Source organism: Thiomicrorhabdus sediminis, assembly GCF_005885815.1.
In the GTDB taxonomy this organism is placed as follows: Bacteria; Pseudomonadota; Gammaproteobacteria; order Thiomicrospirales; family Thiomicrospiraceae; genus Thiomicrorhabdus; species Thiomicrorhabdus sediminis.
Genome location: NZ_CP040602.1, coordinates 45,189 through 63,647 on the forward strand (window position 1 = coordinate 45,189; position 18,459 = coordinate 63,647).

Here is an 18,459-nt window from a genome sequence, read left to right on the forward strand (position 1 = left end):
TAGTATTCTTTACGCTCTATAAATTTAATTTATGATGGGTTAATAGTGTTATGAACCTTTTAGCATTCAATCTTCCGATAGTGGTATTACTGCCATTTTTGGGAGCCATTGTTGCCGCTTATGCCGGAAAATTTAATCGCTTGGCTGCTGCTTATGTTAGTGGTTTTGTAACGCTATTGAGCCTGGCATTTTTGTTTCCGTCAATATCGCAGGTGTTCTCCGGTCATACTTTGATACAAAGTTGGCCGTGGTTAGAAAATATAGGTCTATTCTTTGCCTTCCGCCTTGATGGTTTGGCTTTATTGTTCGCCCTGTTGATTCTGATTATCGGTTTGTTGGTCGTTATCTATGCCCGATATTATTTGGCCAAAAAAGATTCTATGGGCAGGTTTTATGCCTATCTGATGATGTTTATGGGGTCGATGCTCGGTATTGTCCTATCCGAAAATGTTCTGCAGTTGATTGTTTTCTGGGAATTGACTTCAATCACTTCTTTTCTACTGATCAGTTATTGGCAACACCGCAAAGACGCGCGCGAAGGCGCCAGAATGGCTTTGGCAATCACTGGTGCCGGTGGTTTGGCACTTCTTGGTGGGGTGTTGTTACTGGGTCACATCGTCGGTAGCTATCAGCTAAGCGATATTTTATCTCAAGGCGAATTGATTCGTAATCATGCTCTTTATGAAATCACTTTGATTTTGATTCTTTTGGGGGTATTCACCAAGTCGGCGCAATTCCCGTTCCATTTCTGGCTACCGCATGCGATGGCGGCTCCGACTCCAGTATCGGCTTATTTACACTCGGCCACCATGGTCAAAGCGGGTATTTTCCTTTTGGCCAGGTTTTTTCCGGTCTTGTCAGGTACGGATATCTGGATATGGTTAGTCGGCGGTGCCGGGATGATCACTTTGTTGATAGGCGCTTATACCGCACTGTTCAAACATGACTTGAAAGGGTTGTTGGCCTATTCAACCATCAGTCATTTGGGATTGATTACCCTGTTGTTTGGTTTTAGTACTCAATTGGCGGCCGTCGCAGCCATTTTCCATATTATCAATCATGCCACTTTTAAAGCTTCGTTGTTTATGGTGGCCGGCATTATCGATCACGAAACCGGCACACGAGATATGCGAAAAATCAACGGCCTGATTAAATATATGCCTCATACCGCCGCACTGGCGATTATTGCTTCTCTTGCGATGGCTGGCGTGCCTTTGTTGAATGGTTTCCTAAGTAAAGAGATGTTCTTTGCAGAAGCGGTGAGCGCATCCACGGAATCGATTTACACTTGGGCAATTCCGGTATTGGTGACGATTGGTGGAATTTTTTCAGTCGCCTATTCTTTGCGATTTATTCATGATGTGTTTTTCAATGGCGAGCCGGTCGATTTACCCAAACAGCCTCATGAGCCACCACGTTTTATGAAGATACCGGTGGATCTGTTGGTGATAGTCTGTTTAGCAGTAGGAATCTTGCCGATGTTCACCGTAGCGCCGATTCTGGATATCGCCGTGATAGGAGCTTTGCAGAGCGCTCCGCCAGAATACAGTCTGGCTATTTGGCATGGCTTTAATTTACCGTTGATGATGAGTGCTATCGCTCTGGCGGTAGGAGCTTGGATTTACTTCAAACGTGATGTCTTGATTGCGAGTTATGAACGTCATGAACACATCAACGCCAAGGCTTATTTTATGAGAGCCTTGGAGTATCTATTGGCATTCAGTGTCAAAGTGACCAGATCCTTTGATAAAGGTTCTCTTCAGAATGCCGCGGCATGGATCATTTTCGCTTCGATAGTCATCACAGCTTATGGTTTCTTCGCTTTCGACAGCGCCGTGTTGGGACAACGTCAACTGATGCCTGTCGATATGGTCAGCGTTATCATCGTTTCATTGCTGGTAATCGCCAGTGTGGTAACCGCTATTTGGCATAGAAAACGTATGGTCAGTCTGGTGGTTATTGGTGTTATCGGTTTAGTGATTGCGCTGATTTTCATTAAGTTTTCGGCACCGGATTTGGCCTTGACACAAATTTCGGTGGAAATTGTCACCATTATTCTATTGTTGCTGGCTTTGTACTTTTTACCGCAAAGTACACCGAAAGAAGTTGGTAAGACAAGACTTGCCAGGGATTTGCTTCTGGCTCTGGTTTCCGGGATTGGGGTGACATTATTCACCATGATGGTATTGAGTCGTGAGTTTGATCCTATCTCTTATTATTTCCTCAATAATAGTGTCCCTGGCGGTGGCGGAACCAATGTGGTCAATGTGATTCTGGTCGATTTCCGTGGTTTTGATACTTTGGGTGAAATCGTCGTATTGGCTTTGGCCGGTTTAGGGATCTATGCGATGTTGCAAGGATTGGCGTTGCCGGCTCCGAGCAATGATATCAAGGGACGAATCTGGAATAAGGATGCCCATCCGCTGATTCTGCAGACTTTCACGCGTTTGATGATGCCATTGATGATTTTGGTGGCTGTCTATATTTTCTTACGTGGCCACAACTTGCCAGGCGGTGGTTTTATTGCCGGCTTGATCGCCTCCGTCGCATTGATCGTGATGTATTTATCGAACGGTATCGAATGGACACAGAAACGTTTGACTACCGATATGCATTTGGTGATCGGATTGGGGTTATTAATCGCGACCGCTACCGGTTTGGTTGCGATGACTTTGGGTTACCCATTCCTAACATCCGCATTCAGTCATATCCATTGGCCGATAGTTGGTGAGTTTGAGATCGCCAGTGCGATCGCTTTCGATTTAGGGGTGTTTTTGGTCGTAGTGGGTGCGACTGTTATGAGCTTGGTTCAATTAGGCAAGTTAAGTACCTTGTCACATAAAAACCAGAGTGTTGTTGAATCCCAATTAAAAGAAACTAAAGGGAGTCACTAAATGGAATGGTTGATTTCAATTGCCATTGGCATAATGACGGCAGCCGGTGTAATTTTGACATTAAGAGCCAGAACTTTTCCTGTGGTATTAGGTCTGACGTTGTTGGCTTATGCGGTTAATGTGTTTTTATTTACTATGGGACGCCTAAATAGTGGTATTCCTGCTGTTATCAATGATGTGCAGACACAGTACACCGATCCCTTACCGCAAGCTTTGGTATTGACCGCGATTGTTATTGCGTTCGGTATGACGGCGTTTTTGATAGTACTGGCGCTTAAAGCGCGTTCTGAGTTAGGTAATGACCATGTTGATGGCATTCATCTGGCGAAAGATGAAGAGTCACTTAAAGAGACCGTTCCACCTAGACAAGCTTCTCAATCAGCGGGAGGTAAGTTTTAATGTTATTGGAGACGTTCCTACCGGTTCTGTGGCCTCTTTTGAGTGCTATTGTTGTATTGCTTGCCAAAAGTGCCGGTTTTAAATGGCAAAGAGCCATCAGTTTTCTGGCGGTTTTTGTTTTAGTGGTAATCAACGCCAATTCGTTAATGGTGGCTTTTGATTTGCCTCCACAGGTATACGCATTAGGTAACTGGGTGGCGCCTTTCGGCATCGTCATGGTTTTGGACCAGTTATCGGCGACCATGGTTTTGTTGACCTCTTTATTGGCCTTAGCCGCTATGTGGTTTGCGGTCAGACAACAGGTGGATCAACAGGGCTCTCATTTTCATGTGTTGTTCCAGATCCAGTTATTCGGTTTAAATGGCGCTTTTATGACCGGCGATGTATTCAACCTGTTTGTATTTTTCGAGGTTTTATTACTAGCTTCTTATGGTCTATTGCTTCACGGTGGTGGTCGATTGAAAACCCGCGCCGGTCTGCATTACGTTGCATTGAATTTGGTGGGTTCAACCCTGTTCTTGTTTGCCGTTGGTGCCTTATACGGTATTTTAGGTACACTCAACTTGGCGGATATGGCTGTTAAGGTGGCGAACCTATCGGCTGATGATCAAGGTGTGGTGGCTGCGGCTGGTCTGATGCTGTTATTGGTTTTCGGTATTAAAGCGGCGATGTTCCCTTTGTATCTATGGTTACCTCAGGCTTATGCCAATACCTCCGCTCCAGTCGCCGCCCTATTTGCGATTATGACCAAGGTGGGGATCTATGCCATTATCCGTATTCACGGGACGCTTTTTGGCGATCAAGCTGGCGATTTATCCGCTATTCATATTCCATGGGTTTTATGGTTGGGGATTATCACTCTTGTTTTAGCTGCGCTAGGTGCTTTGGCATCGAGAAACTTGCGTGAACAGGTGGCTTATGTGGTGTTGGCTTCGATATCGACTTTATTGATTGGTGTTGGAATTCACAGTCAAGAAGCTATGGCCGCGACTTTGTTCTATCTGATTCACTCTACCTTGATAGCTGGTGCCATGTTTTTGATTGCCGATCTCATCCGTCAGGGACGTGGTGAGGCAGAAGACAATTTCATCAAGGCGCATGCCATGCCGAATGCCGTGCTGATGGGTGGTATTTTTATGGTCGCTGCGATTGCTATGGCCGGTTTACCGCCGTTATCCGGATTTATGGGTAAATTACTGGTACTTTCAGCGGCTTTGGATCATGCTGATTTTTTCTGGATTTTGGCGGCTGTTCTGGTTTCCAGTTTATTGTTGATTATCGCCCTTGCCAGAGCCGGATCTTTGCTATTTTATAACGTATTGCCGAAAGAGCAGTGTCACACTGTGGACGGTAAGCCGGTTTGTGAAGCGCCTAAATCACTCAATATAAAAGGGGTTTCTTCAATTATAGGGCTATTATCAGTAGCGATTATTCTGGTGATTTGGGCAAATCATTTCCATCAATTGACAAGATCAATTGCCACCCAGGTGTTCGATCAAAATTTGTATCAGCAGCAGGTGTTACAGGTTGAAACAATCGCTAATCCCCACAAGGAGTTAGTGCAATGAATCGTTTTTTACCTCATCCAATTTTGAGTTTGGTTCTATGGCTTGTTTGGTTATTACTTAATAATACGCTCGCTGCAGGCCACATGATTCTTGGTGCTGTTCTGGCAATCGTCATTCCGTTATTGACTTCGAAATTCTGGCCGGAATCGGTGTGTATTCGATATCCAGCGACATTATTTAAGTTTGTCGTGATCGTGCTTTGGGATATTTTGATTGCCAATGTCATCGTCGCTAAACTGATTTTAGGCAATAAACATAATTTGGAACCTAAGTTTTTGCATATCCCATTGGATTTAGAGAATCCTCTGGCAATCGGTATTTTGGCCAATACCATTTCATTGACGCCTGGTACTGTTTCATGTGATTTGAGTGAAGATAAGAAGATATTGTTGGTGCATGGCTTGCATGAATCCGACCCTGAATCAACCATCAATGAGATCAAACAGCGTTATGAAAAGCCCCTAAAAAAGGTATTTGAAACATGTTAGAGTTGAGTTTGCAGATTGCGTTTCTATTGATTTCAATAGCTTTGATTTTGAGTTTTTATCGTCTTATAAAAGGGCCGAGTTTACCGGATAGAATTCTCGCCCTGGATACACTTTATATCAATAGCATCGCCATTTTGGTGTTATCAGGTCTTTATCTGAACAGTAATTTGTATTTTGAGGCGGCATTACTGATTGCGGTGATGGGGTTTGTCGGTACCGTTGCCTTGAGCAAGTACCTGCTTCGTGGCGATATTATGGAATAAGGGCAGAAAATGACTGAAATGACAGAAATCCTATTGGGTTTATTGATTATTATTGGTGCGATATTCACTTTAGTGGGTTCTATAGGCCTTTATAAACTGCCTGATTTTTATATGCGCTTGCATGGTCCTACCAAGGCGAGTACGTTAGGTGTAGGGGCTATTTTGATCGCTTCAGCGATATATTTCAGTCTCAAGCAGGACTCGATCAGTCTGCATGAGATATTAGTGACAGTTTTTCTTTTTATCACGGCACCTATCGGCGCTCATTTGATGGCGAAAGCGGCAATCCATATTCAAGTCAGGCAAAGCCAAAAAACCAAAAATATTCAATCAGACAATCAATAATTGCCTATTTTCTCAATCAAAACCGGTGTATTCTCCGGTTTTTTTGTATCTTGAAAAAATCCAGAACTTGGATAACTAGCGATAATTTACATAAATCTTATCAATGCACACCATAAAACAATATGGGAAGAGTCAATAGTTTTATTGATACCATAACCCTAACAAAATTTATGATATGGATTGGAACCCAAGACCTTATGATTTTATCGACTGATATATTATATCTCGTTGTTTTAGGTGGCCTTTTGGGTGCTACTTTGAACTATTTTCAATTTGGTTTTAGCTCAAGTTTTCGTGCTTTGATTGTTGATAGAGACACTTTAGGGGCTCGTGCCTTGATTTGGATGTTAGCGATCGCCATTTTGTTATTTACACCAATGTTGGTGATAGGAGAATTGGATGAAGGTGATTATAACGGTTTTATTAGGCCGCTAACCTTAGCGATTCCTATAGGCGCCTTTATTTTTGGCATAGGTATGCAGATAGGTTGCGGCTGTACTTCCGGTACTTTGAATCGGGTAGGGCAACTTCAACCTTTATCTTTTCTGACGCTGTTTTTTATGATTATAGGCGGAACTTTCGCTGCCTATACCTACAACAGCTGGCAATGGCTGCCTGCTGTTGCACCGGTTGCTTTTCAGCAGCAATTGGGTTGGCCAATAGGATTATTGGCACAACTGGCAATATTGTTGTTGTTATACAAGTTTCTGTTGCGTTTTGAATATAAAAAACACCGTTATATCAACCCTCTGACAGAAAAGAAGTGGTCGTTTAAATTCGCACATCCTTTCTTGAAAGCGGGTGTCTTATTGGCAATATTCAATGCGTTGTTATTTGCTTTTTCCGGCCAACCCTGGTCGATCAGTTTTGTCTTTCCTCTATGGGGTAAAGAGTTAGCGCAATGGGTCAGCTTACCTGTAGACTTTTTCTTTTGGGATTTTATACAGCAAAATCGAAATAGTTTTGAGCAAGGGGTCTTAAACAGTGTCAGTTTGACGACCTTTGGCGTTATTCTAGGAGCACTGGTAGTGACCCTTTTAGATAAACGCAAGAAGGTTCCATTTACCGCTTTGGGAGCAGCTATGAGCATTATCGGTGGTTTGATTATGGGTTTTGGTGCGGTAATGGCATCCGGCTGTAATATAGGTGCCTTGTTCAGCGGTGTCGCTTCAGGAAGTTTACACGGTTGGGTTTGGTTGGTGTTCGCTTTACTGGGGAATATTTTAGGAGTGATGATCAGAGCGCGTTTTATGCTATTGGCTAAGCCAGTCAAGGCTTAACCAAAGATAAACTTAAGAGTGTTGTTCACGCTTTAGTTTCGCCAGATAGGCAGCGCGTTTTTCCGGAGGCATGGCAGCCAGCATTTTCTGTAGTTTGGCTTTCTGTTCTTCGGCGAACTGACGGTTGGCATCGCTAGGCGCTTTCATTTTGACGCCGCGTTTTTCCAAGCTTTTACGTTCCGCGATCTTGTCGATTTTCTCTTTTAGAATCGCAGCGGTAAAAGGTTTTACAATATAACCGTCGACACCGGCCTGAGCGGCTTCCAGAATCTGGCTACGTTTCTGCTCGGCAGTAATCAGCATAAATGGCATGTCTTTCAAGTTTTCATCGGCACGAACACGTTTTAAAAGCTCGATGCCGGTCATTTCCGGCATGTTCCAGTCACTGACTACAAAGTCATATTTACCAGACTGAATCATTGGCCATGCTTTTGAACCATCATTTGCATCATCGATATTTGTAAAACCCAACTCTTTTAACAGGTTCGTTACAATTCTGATCATTGTAGAAAAGTCATCTACAACTAATATATTTATGTCTTTATCAATTGCCATGGTATTCAGCTTCTCGTTAGTGTAGCGATATTATAAATTGCATCTTCTCTATAGCAATAGAAAACTTAGCTAGATTTGTTCCAACTTTTTGACTTTGCAAATATTTTTTACCGTCGATCAAATATTTAGCGTGTTTTTCAGCCAATAAAAAAATTACCAATCGGTAAACCGTATAAAAAAAGAGCGAATAATTTACTAAATTAGTTCAAAAAAAACAATGGTTTAAATACTAATTTAATAGGATTTTTGAGGGTTGATTTGTATTTACTCAAGTTTGATAGAAAAATTTATCGATTTTTTTGTCTGTGATTGGCTGTAACGACCGCAATGGGTATTTATTAAGGATGAAAAGACAAATTTTAGGAGTTTTTGACAAATTTTTGCCGTTTAACCTATATTGGCATCTAAACAAGCGCTTAATATTAGGTTTCTTTTTAGGAATTTTATATACTGTTATCAGATTAATTTTGTTAATGGATTTTTATGACTTTTATCGAGTTTAAAAAACATTTGTTAGACGCTGAAATTTCATTGCCCAAGTTCAGTAAGTTGATTAAAGTCAGTGAAAAGAATCTACAGTCTTACAAGAAAAAAGATGAAGTGCCTAATCCGATAGCGGTAATCGTGGTCTGTTTTGTGGAAATGAAAAAGGCCGGATTAGACTATAAGGAAATCGTCGAAAACCTGAATCTCAAGGCAAAAACCAAAAACGGCGGTTTTGCCAAAAAGAAAAAAGATTAAGTTGTCCGCTAATCTAATGGAATAGCGGTTTTATCAATTACTTTTCTTAATACAAAACTGGTCAAAACACCGGTCACGCCTGGAATGCGGGTGATATGGTTCAATAACAGATCCTGATAAGCATCCAAATCCTTAACCAATACCTTTAATTGATAATCGGCAGTTTGTCCGGTGATCAACAAACATTCCAAAATATTAGGTATTTTGCTGATGGTTTCTTCGAATTCAGCAAAGCGTTCTTGCGTGTGTCTGTCCATGGCGATATTGATGATTGCCATCAAATCCAAACCAAGATTCTTGGCATCCAACAAACAGCGATATCCGGTAATCATGCCGCTTTCTTCCAGAGCTTTGAAGCGTCTCAAACAGGCCGATGGTGACAAGCCGATTTTATCGGCGATCTCTTGATTGCTTAAACGGCCGTTGTTCTGCAAGGTATTTAAAATCGCTTTATCGTAGTTATCCAGCTGCATGATTTCACCAATTTCATTTTTTAATAAATAAAGTTGTTTCTTATTTTAATAAATTAAAATTTAATTGCTATTTATTTTTTAATATATCAAGACTTTGCAAGAAAATTAGGGTATCTAACGAATAAAATATAAATCACAAAGTTCTAATATGGAAGTAGTAAATTGTGATGAACCCGAATAAGTATCAGCGAACTCCGACGCCGGATTTGCCCAATCGTCAATGGCCAAACAACCATTTAAGCAAAGCTCCTATCTGGGTAAGCGTTGACCTGCGTGATGGTAACCAGGCGCTGGCCAATCCTATGACGGTAGAGCAAAAACTGGCTTTATGGGATCAGTTGGTGGCGATGGGTTTCAAAACAATCGAAATCGGTTTTCCATCGGCTTCAGAACCCGAGTTTGAATTTACACGTCGTCTGATTGAAGAAAATCGTATTCCCGATGATGTCACGGTTCAGGTTTTGGTGCAGGCTCGTGAACATTTGATTGCGCGCACTTATGAGTCATTGATCGGCGTCAATAAAGCTGTCATCCACGTTTATAACACCACTTCAATCGTGCAGCGGGAAAAGGTGTTCGAAAAGAGCAAAGATGAAATTAAGGCGATGGCGGTGCAGGGCGCGAAATGGGTTCAGGAATATGCGATTAAAGCCGATCAAACTCATCCGGGGTCTGAGTGGGTTTTCCAATATTCACCGGAAAGTTTTTCGCAAACGGAAACCGATTACGCGGTTGAGGTTTGTCAGGCGGTCATGGATGTATGGCAACCGACGCCTGATAACAAATGTATCTTAAACTTGCCGGCAACCGTTGAAAGTACTTCTCCTAATCGTTTTGCCGACCAGGTAGAGTATTTCATTAGCCATTTACCTAATCGTGAATCGGCGTTGATTTCAATCCATACCCATAACGATAGAGGTTGTGCTGTAGCGGCTGCAGAATTGTCATTGCTGGCCGGTGCCGACCGTATTGAAGGGACTTTATTGGGCAATGGGGAGCGTACCGGTAATATGGATATCGTCACCTTGGCGATGAATCTTTATAGTGAAGGTATTGATCCGCAATTGGATTTATCAAAACCGAATGATTGGATTCCGGTGGTTGAGCAGGTAACTCAGATCAAAACCCATATGCGTCACCCATGGGTAGGTGAAGTAGTCTATACCGCCTATTCAGGTAGTCATCAGGATGCGATCCGCAAATGTCTGTTGAAACAGGACGATAATCAAAAATGGAATGTCGCTTATTTACCGATTGATCCGAAGGATATCGGTCGCGATTATGAAGCGATTATCCGTGTTAACAGCCAGTCGGGTAAAGCGGGTTCCGCTTTTGTGTTGGAACAGGAGTACGGTTTGAACCTACCAAAATGGATTCAGATCGACTTTGCTTCGACGGCGCAAAAACTGGCCGAAAAGCAGGGTGGTATTGTCAGTCATAAAGACCTTTATCAAGCATTTACTAGGCATTATGGTTGTGATGAAAAGCGTATAGATGTCAATAACTTCCAATTGAAGCTGGACGGTGAAATCGAGAAATTGAGTTTGGATGTTGACGGTGAAACCTGGACCGGTGAGGGCAATGGTACTATCAGTGCATTATGCGACGCTTGGCAGCAGCGAACAGGTCAGAATGTAGACATTATCGATTATGCAGAACATGCCGTTCATATGAATGATGATGATAGTGGTAAAAACGCCAAGGCTATCGCCTATTTCTATTTACAGGTAGATAACGAGAAAAAGGTCTCTGTAGCGATTGAAAAAGATTCCTTATCGGCAATGATATTGGCTGTTTTGAAAGGGCTTAAGACCTAAAAACTTATTATTTTTAATTTCATGCGAAGCCGCAATTCTTTATGGGTTGCGGCTTTTTTATTGCTCTGTTGCAGTAAAAAAAAAGCAATGACCGATCATTGATAACTATTATCAGGCAAAGTTTAAGGTTATTATTGATTTATCCCTTCATATCATAGGTATATCAAAGGCTTATTTATGAAATACAGCACTGTCATTTTTGCCTTATTGTTAATCATGGCTAACCCGGTTTTCGCTCAGGAGGCACCGGTCAAAGAGCTGGATTGGTTCACCATGACAATGTGGCTGGTTGGTGGTTTGGCGATGTTTTTATATGGTATGGAATTGATGATCAAGGGCTTGCTGACGGTTGCCGGAGATAAGGTCAAGACCTTATTGGCGCGCCTCACTACCAACCGGGTTATGGGCGCTGTCACTGGTGCCGGTGTAACCGCAGTGATTCAATCCTCATCGGTGACGACGGTATTGACGGTAGGTTTTGTTTCGGCAGGGCTAATGACAGCAACGCAAGCAGCCGGCGTAATCATGGGGGCCAACCTAGGTACTACGGTCACGGCACAAATGATCGCCTTTAAAGTCACCAGTTTTGCCTTGATTTTATTAGCGGTCGGTTTTGCCATTCAGTTCTTTTCCAGCTTGAAAAGACGAATCGCTTTTGGCCGACTGATAATGGGCTTGGGTTTGATCTTTTTCGGTATGAATGTGATGAGTGAAGGGATGGCTCCATTAAGAGATTATCAACCCTTTATGGATATTATGCTATCCATGCAGAATCCATTGCTGGCTATTTTGGTGGGCGCTGTTTTCACCGCCTTGGTACAATCTTCATCCGCTACAATCGGGGTCATTATCGTTATGGCCAGCAACGGCTTTCTGACTTTACCTGTTGGTATTGCCTTAGCTATGGGCGCTAATATAGGTACTACCATTACAGCCATTCTGGCTACAATTGGTAAGTCACGAGAAGCATTAAGAACCGGGTTAATCCATGTATTATTCAATATCTCTGCAGTCTTGATCTGGCTGCCATTCATTCCGGAATTGGCGCAAATGGCGACCTATATTTCCAACCATGATTTGATTGAGAATGGCCAAAATTTTCTATTACTTGCAGAAAATACTCCTCGTGAAATCGCAAACGCCAATACACTTCTTAATCTGATCAGTATGGTTATTTTTCTACCATTTATTCCGATTTTTGTCCTATTGGTACATCGGTTGGTTCCGGTTATGGAGGATGAAAAAACCCAATCATTACAAGCGGATTTTCTTGATGAAAACTTTATCGATACGCCTTCTTTGGCTCTGCAAGCGGTTAATTTGGAACTGGAACATTATCAACAGAAACAAAACCTGTTTTATCATCGCATCGTCTCATTGATTGAAAAACCTCAGGTTGATAAATTGAGTAAAGAAAATCTCAATATCCAACTGTTTAGAAATTACCAGCGTAGTTTATTAAGTTATTTGGGGCGGGTAGGACAAAGCGAATTAACCGCCGATGAGCAAGAACATTTCCTCTTGCTTATGTCTGTAATCAATAGCTTGGAATCAATGTTGGATGCGATTGAAAACAATATTCTCAATGTCCTACAGAACATGGTTGAGAACGAGCAAAAGCCCAGTGCAACCATGCTGGAATTGGTCGGTAAGTTGACCAATGAGGTTGCGAAATCAGTAACCAATAGTTTGCAGTCGGTTTACAAGCAAGACAATCAATTGGCTTTACAGACGACAACAATGGAAAGCACTATCAATCTATTGTTGAAGGATTCGCTTAAACATCAGATCAAGCGCTTCCAACCTTCACAAGAAAGACTTTCGATTTTCAGAAATGAGATGCAGTTGATCGAAGGTTTCAAACAATTGTACAGTTTGGCTAAACGTGTCGCTCAATTGCAGCTGGAAAATGCATCCGATGAAAAAACAGAAGCGCCTAGTGAATCGCAAAAAGTCGATTAGCTGTTGTTCAGCCGTTTTTGTCATATTTCTTTTTTTAAATTGGATTGCTTAATTTTTAAACAATTCTTCTCAAAAAACGGCTTCCAAAAACACACCTTGATCAAGTTTTCTATATATCACTAATGCATTTGCCTATTTTCTGAACAAAAGTCCTGTGACGAGCTTTATTTTAGATATTTTTTATAGAATTTATGAAAGATTGTTTTCAGACAACTAATTTTTTTGTTCCACGTGAAACAGGTTGATAGCGCAATAAAAAATTAATCTGTTTATTTGTCTTTGAATGTACACTTAGTAAATCTGAATTCTTGGTCAAAATTTATGAACCCACAATCACAATATCTATTAGTCACTGTAAATTACTGGGCATTTACTTTAACCGACGGCGCATTACGAATGTTGGTACTTTTGTATTTTTACCATATCGGTTTCAGCCCGGTAGAAATTGCCTTGTTGTTTTTGTTTTATGAAATTTTCGGCATAGTGACGAATTTTATCGGCGGTTGGATAGGTGCGCGTAGTGGTCTGCATATCACGATGATAAGTGGCTTGGCACTACAGATGTTGGCATTGTTGATGTTAACGGTTGATCAAAGTTGGTTGACAATGGCTTATGTGATGTGTGCCCTGGCGATATCGGGGATTGCTAAGGATCTTAACAAAATGAGCGCTAAAAGCTCGGTTAAATGCTTGGCATCGGATAAAGATGGAACGCTCTATAAATGGGTTACCTTGTTAACGGGTTCAAAAAATGCCTTAAAAGGGCTTGGATTTCTAATCGGTGCGATGCTCTTTGAATGGTTCGGTTTTGCTGATGCGTTGTGGTTAATGGTGGCATGGTTAGTGATTGCTTTTATTGTGGCTTTTATCGGTTTGGATAATCAATTAGGTAAGGCGAGCAATAAACCCAAATTTAAAGAGATGTTTTCACCCTCCGCTATGGTGAATTGGTTATCTGCCGCCAGACTGTTTTTGTTTGGTGCTCGTGATATCTGGTTTGCGGTCGCTTTACCCTTATATCTTCAATCCGCATTGGGTTGGAGTTATATAGCAGTGGGTACCTATATGGCTTTTTGGATTATTGGTTATGGACTTATCCAGGCTCTGACGCCTAAAATCTTGCGTCACCGTCAAAACCCTAATGCAACAACTGCGGCCAAACTCGCTTTTGTGTTAGGCTTAATTCCATTGCTGATGAGTTGGCAATTAATCAATATACAGGCAGCAGAACCCTTAACCTCGGTCACTACTAATGCATCGCTAATTATCGTTATTGGTTTAATGATCTTCGGGATATTATTTGCACTGAATTCATCGGTACACTCTTACTTGATTGTCTCCGCTGCCAATGAAGACGGTGCCTCAAAGGAGGTCGGCTTTTATTATATGGCGAATGCTGTAGGGCGTTTGACCGGGATGATGTTATCCGGCTATCTATATCAAGATTATGGTATGGAAATCTGTTTATTGGCTTCAGCAATTTTTGTTATGCTATCAGCTCTATTGGTTTGGCAAGCAAAGCCAGGTCGAACGGAATCGGCAATCTGATGGGTGTTTTATAATTGTTGGTTCCGATATCTTTGAGGAAATTTTATGTGGATTCAAAAAACAATTACCCTTAAGCCTCGACGCAGAGGGTTTCATCTTATTACCTCGGAAATCCTTAATCAGTTACCCGAACTGCAAGGCTATACTGTCGGTTTGATGCATCTATTTATTAAGCACACCTCCGCTTCATTGACGATTAATGAAAATGCCGATCCATCAGTAAGAACAGATTTTGAGTCGTTTTTCAACGACATAGTCGCCGAAGATAAGCCTTATTTCACCCATACCTATGAAGGCAGTGATGATATGCCAGCACACCTTAAAGGCAGTGTGCTCGGATTTGAACTTTCCATCCCGATACACCACGGATTACTCAATTTAGGCACATGGCAGGGCATCTATTTATGTGAACACCGCAATGACGGTGGCGCGCGTCAAATCGTTATTACTCTGCATGGTGAATAACGTATTTAAGTTCCTCTAACGCCTCGTTATAATGCCCAGACAAATATTCAATTAGATGGGCATATCAATGACAGTAGATTCACAAGCAGCAATCAACAATCCTTTTCTATCAGGCAGTCATTTTCCGGAATTTGATAAGTTTCACGTGGAACATATCAGACCGGCGATGGAGTTTTTATTGGCCAATAGCAAAAATAAAGTCGAGCAATTGGTAGCTGATGAGAGCCGTCCTACCTGGCAAAACTTTATTGAGCCGTTGGAAGAAATTGATAACCTTTTCGAAAAAGTCTGGGGGCCCATCGGCCATTTGGATGCCACCATGAATAGTGATTCATGGCATGAAGCTTATAATGATTGTCTCCAGCAAGTGACCCAATACCATACCGAAATGGGACAAAATGCAGGGCTTTATAAGAAGTTCAAAGCATTGTACGAGTCGGGTGAATTCAACCAGTATTCGATTGCGCAAAAGAAAGTGATCGAAAATGCATTGCGTAACTTTGAATTAAGCGGTATTGGTTTGCCGGCAGAACAGCAGGCCGAGTTCAAGCAATTACGTGCCAACCTGTCAAACAACAGTAGTCAATTTGCCAACAATGTTTTGAAATCAACCCAATCCTGGTTCAAGCATATTGAGGACGACAAGATTTTATCGGGTATTCCTGAATCATCGATGGGGCTGTTACAACAGTTAGCCGAGCAAAGAGAATTGGATGGTTGGTGTGTCACACTTGACTTTCCATCCTATTTGGCGGTTATGACTCATGCTGACAATAGATCATTGCGTGAAGAGGTATATAAGGCCTTCAGTACACGTGCCTCTAATATGGCTTTAGACATAAGTTTTGATAACTCTGAGTTGATTGAACGGATTCGAGCCGACCGTCATAAAATTTCCGCTTTACTGAATTTTAGTAACTACGCCGAATATTCTTTGGCTACAAAAATGGCTGAATCGACAGAGCAGGTGCTACAGTTCTTAAAAGATTTAGCAGCTAAATCCAAACCTCAGGCAGAACAAGAGTTAGATAATTTACAAAAATTTGCGGCTGACAATTTAGATTTGCATGATTTAGAGCCTTGGGATATCACCTATGCATCAGAGAAGCTTAAAAATGCTTCTTTGTCTCTTTCACAGGAAACCTTGCGACCATTTTTCCCGGTCGAAAGAGTATTGGATGGATTGTTTAGCATCACAAAGACATTGTTTGATATTCAAATCAAACAGACGGATTCTGTCGCCGTCTGGCATAAAGATGTACGCTTTTTTGAATTGAAAGATAGACATGGCGGAGTCATCGGTCATTTCTATCTGGATCTTTATGCACGTGAGAACAAAAGAGGTGGAGCCTGGATGGATTCAGCCATCACACGATGGAAACATCCACAAGGGCAGTTGCAGACACCTGTGGCATATTTGGTTTGTAATTTCACCCCGCCAGTGGGAGACAAACCAGCTTGTCTAACCCATGATGAAGTCACCACTTTATTCCATGAATTTGGTCATGGCATTCACCATCTGTTTACCAAAATGGAGCAGCTCGATGTATCTGGAATCAGCGGTGTGCCATGGGATGCGGTTGAGCTGCCATCCCAATTTATGGAAAATTTCTGTTGGGAAAGAGAGGGCCTCGATCTTATTTCCTCTCATATTGAAACAGGTGAAAGCTTGACTGATGATTTGTTTGAAGCTTTGAAAAAGGGTCGTAAATTCCAGTCGGCGATGATGATGTTGCGTCAGATTGAATTCGCATTGATTGACTTTGAAATGCACACCTTCTATGATCCAAACACTCCGGAAGATATCCTAGAGTTGGCGAATCGAATCCGTAATCAAGTAGCGGTAATAAAGCCGCCTGCCTATGGTCGAATGCTGCATAGCTTCAGTCATATTTTTGCCGGTGGTTATGCTGCCGGTTATTACAGCTATAAATGGGCTGAGGTGCTATCTGCAGATGCGTTCAGTCTGTTTGAAGAAACCGGCGTATTGAATGCAGATACCGGGGCAAAGTTCAGAAACACTATTCTAGCTGCTGGAGGCTCAATTGATCCTATGGAGCTGTTTAAACAGTTCAGAGGGCGTGAACCCCAAATCGATGCTCTACTTCGCCATAGTGGTATTGCTGCTTGATATAAACATGAGAAAAGTAGTCAGCTAAAAATAAAATTGGATTATAGTTTTGGAAAGCCAACTTTTGCTGGCTTTTTTTGTCTGTGATGATCAATCCTTAAAGTATGATTGGCTAAATTGAGATATAAAAAAACCCTTACTTTCATTCGAAAGTAAGGGTAAAAAACGGCTAGCAAATTCTGGGTTCGCTATCAACCGTAGCAACGAAAATGGGTTTTTTAAGAAATTAGAAAATCATCATTAGCTGCGCAGATAGGCGGTCGTCTAATGCCGTAGCAACTAATGCAGGATTTTGCGCAGCTGTATAATTAGGAGCTTTTTGATCACGCATTTCATAGTTCAAACGAACAGATGTTTTCTTATTGAAGAAATATTGCGCACCTAAAGTAGTAGTTCTAAATTCACGAAGGTTATTAGGATCTTCAGTCCCTCTATCCAAAGCGTCATAACGAATATTAAGCTCAAGGTTAGGTTTAATGCGGTAACCTAGATCGATTTGATATGCGGTTGCTTTTTCATCTGTTTGAACAGAGAACTTTGCACCATCAGCAGGAGTTGCTCCGGCGGTTGTACCACCAAAAATCATACCATCAGCAGTGAAGTATTCCGCGGCTGCACGGTATTTTCCATCAAAGTATGTCATACCAACACCTGTACGGGTACGGTCATAATCTGCCCCATTATAGGTGCGTTTACCATTTTGGTTCCATGCATAGAATTTCATTCCATGTCGACGCGGTCCTTTAGAATCACCAAAGATTTTTTCGGTAGAAAGGTATAGATAAGTGTCTTTTGATTCATTATCATCGGTGAATGCTAATCCATTACCATTACCTAGCATAAGCGCATAGGAAGTTTCCCAGTCGCCATTTCTGAAAGCATCAAAAACCTGAATACCAGTATCACGGGCTGCAAAGGCAGGGTCTGTACGTTCCCCTGTTGTTGGATCGAACTTCTTCTCAATTAATAATTGATCGGTTCCTGTTGTGAAGTTTACATAGTTGAAAACAGGAATACCTTTAAAGGATTCTTCAGAACCTGGTGTCTTAAATAGACCTACACGAACTCTTGCACCGTCAATTTTATTGATAGTAACACTAGCATCGGTTAATTGGCCTTGAGAACCAGAGTTACCTGTAGTAATACCATTGTTACCTAGTTCCATCATTAAGAAGTAATTCACATCTTTATCTAATGGAAAGTTAGCACCACGAACACCAATACGTGCACGTTTAATATTGAATCCGCTAGAGGTTTTTAGGTCAGGTGCCATTTGGTTAAAAGCAGCTTTTTTACCAGAGTATCCTGCTGCACCACCAACAAGTGTTGGTAGTTTTGTATCATTTGTTTGTTGATAATCTACTTGAGCAAAACCCCAAACCTTGGCACGCGGTGCCTGGTTGGGTTTTTCAGTTCCTTGAAGCATTAGCCAGTTGGCTGCATTGGCTTGTGGTACGGCTAGAGCGCCCGCTAGGGCTAGTAAAATACCGGCTTTTGTTGCTTTTAATTTAAGTTTCATAAGATTCCTCT

15 protein-coding genes and 1 pseudogene are annotated in these 18,459 nt (G+C 41.8%); 13 read left to right on the top strand and 3 right to left on the bottom strand.

Annotation, left to right across the window (positions count from 1 at the left end):
• Positions 1-50: 50 nt before the first annotated feature.
• The 7 genes from FE785_RS00200 (at position 51) to FE785_RS00230 (ending at position 7,237) form a co-directional block, all read left to right on the top strand.
• Complete coding sequence (locus FE785_RS00200) at positions 51-2,894, top strand: monovalent cation/H+ antiporter subunit A (RefSeq protein ID WP_138563236.1); 2,844 nt, start codon at positions 51-53, stop codon at positions 2,892-2,894.
• Positions 2,895-3,293 (top strand): Na+/H+ antiporter subunit C, encoded by a 399-nt coding sequence (locus FE785_RS00205; RefSeq protein WP_138563238.1) that lies wholly within the window; start codon positions 2,895-2,897, stop codon positions 3,291-3,293.
• The gene (locus FE785_RS00210; RefSeq protein ID WP_138563240.1) at positions 3,293-4,861 is read left to right on the top strand and encodes a monovalent cation/H+ antiporter subunit D; all 1,569 of its coding nucleotides are present in this window, start codon (positions 3,293-3,295) and stop codon (positions 4,859-4,861) included. The genes FE785_RS00205 and FE785_RS00210 overlap by 1 nt, the downstream gene beginning before the upstream one ends.
• Positions 4,858-5,349, top strand: coding sequence for a Na+/H+ antiporter subunit E (locus FE785_RS00215; protein ID WP_138563242.1), 492 nt, complete (start codon positions 4,858-4,860; stop codon positions 5,347-5,349). Before FE785_RS00210 ends, FE785_RS00215 begins: the two co-directional genes overlap by 4 nt.
• On the top strand, positions 5,343-5,612 hold the full coding sequence (locus FE785_RS00220) for a K+/H+ antiporter subunit F (protein WP_138563244.1): 270 nt from the start codon (positions 5,343-5,345) through the stop codon (positions 5,610-5,612). Before FE785_RS00215 ends, FE785_RS00220 begins: the two co-directional genes overlap by 7 nt.
• An 18-nt stretch (positions 5,613-5,630) precedes the next feature.
• A complete protein-coding gene (locus FE785_RS00225; RefSeq protein ID WP_138565743.1) occupies positions 5,631-5,957 on the top strand; it encodes a Na+/H+ antiporter subunit G in 327 nt (108 codons plus the stop codon).
• A gap of 257 nt (positions 5,958-6,214) precedes the next feature.
• Complete coding sequence (locus tag FE785_RS00230) at positions 6,215-7,237, top strand: YeeE/YedE family protein (RefSeq protein WP_238696280.1); 1,023 nt, start codon at positions 6,215-6,217, stop codon at positions 7,235-7,237.
• Positions 7,238-7,411: 174 nt separating this feature from the next.
• On the opposite strand, the pseudogene FE785_RS00235 reads toward FE785_RS00230, so the two are convergent.
• Positions 7,412-7,792, bottom strand: a pseudogene (locus FE785_RS00235) (chemotaxis response regulator CheY); the annotation flags it as partial.
• Between the two features lie 483 nt (positions 7,793-8,275).
• On the opposite strand from FE785_RS00235, the gene FE785_RS00240 reads away from it, so the two are divergent.
• Complete coding sequence (locus FE785_RS00240; protein ID WP_138563248.1) at positions 8,276-8,533, top strand: hypothetical protein; 258 nt, start codon at positions 8,276-8,278, stop codon at positions 8,531-8,533.
• 8 nt (positions 8,534-8,541) lie between these two features.
• On the opposite strand, the gene FE785_RS00245 is transcribed toward FE785_RS00240, so the two are convergent.
• Positions 8,542-9,006 carry an Lrp/AsnC family transcriptional regulator gene (locus FE785_RS00245; protein WP_138563250.1) on the bottom strand — a complete coding sequence of 155 codons (465 nt, stop codon included), beginning with the start codon at positions 9,004-9,006 and terminating at the stop codon, positions 8,542-8,544.
• Between the two features lie 167 nt (positions 9,007-9,173).
• On the opposite strand from FE785_RS00245, the gene FE785_RS00250 reads away from it, so the two are divergent.
• From FE785_RS00250 to FE785_RS00270, 5 genes are all read left to right on the top strand, one after another.
• On the top strand, positions 9,174-10,823 hold the full coding sequence (locus FE785_RS00250; protein WP_138563252.1) for a 2-isopropylmalate synthase: 1,650 nt from the start codon (positions 9,174-9,176) through the stop codon (positions 10,821-10,823).
• Positions 10,824-11,000: 177 nt separating this feature from the next.
• A complete protein-coding gene (locus FE785_RS00255) occupies positions 11,001-12,785 on the top strand; it encodes a Na/Pi cotransporter family protein (RefSeq protein ID WP_138563254.1) in 1,785 nt (594 codons plus the stop codon).
• Positions 12,786-13,106: 321 nt separating this feature from the next.
• On the top strand, positions 13,107-14,333 hold the full coding sequence (gene arsJ, locus FE785_RS00260) for an organoarsenical effux MFS transporter ArsJ (protein ID WP_138563256.1): 1,227 nt from the start codon (positions 13,107-13,109) through the stop codon (positions 14,331-14,333).
• A 45-nt stretch (positions 14,334-14,378) separates the two neighbouring features.
• Entirely contained in the window at positions 14,379-14,798 is a 420-nt protein-coding gene (locus tag FE785_RS00265; RefSeq protein ID WP_138563258.1) for a secondary thiamine-phosphate synthase enzyme YjbQ, read from the top strand.
• 67 nt (positions 14,799-14,865) lie between these two features.
• Positions 14,866-16,929, top strand: coding sequence for a M3 family metallopeptidase (locus tag FE785_RS00270; protein ID WP_138563260.1), 2,064 nt, complete (start codon positions 14,866-14,868; stop codon positions 16,927-16,929).
• Between the two features lie 226 nt (positions 16,930-17,155).
• On the opposite strand, the gene FE785_RS00275 is transcribed toward FE785_RS00270, so the two are convergent.
• On the bottom strand, positions 17,156-18,448 hold the full coding sequence (locus FE785_RS00275; protein ID WP_138563262.1) for a porin: 1,293 nt from the start codon (positions 18,446-18,448) through the stop codon (positions 17,156-17,158).
• Positions 18,449-18,459 lie beyond the last annotated feature (11 nt).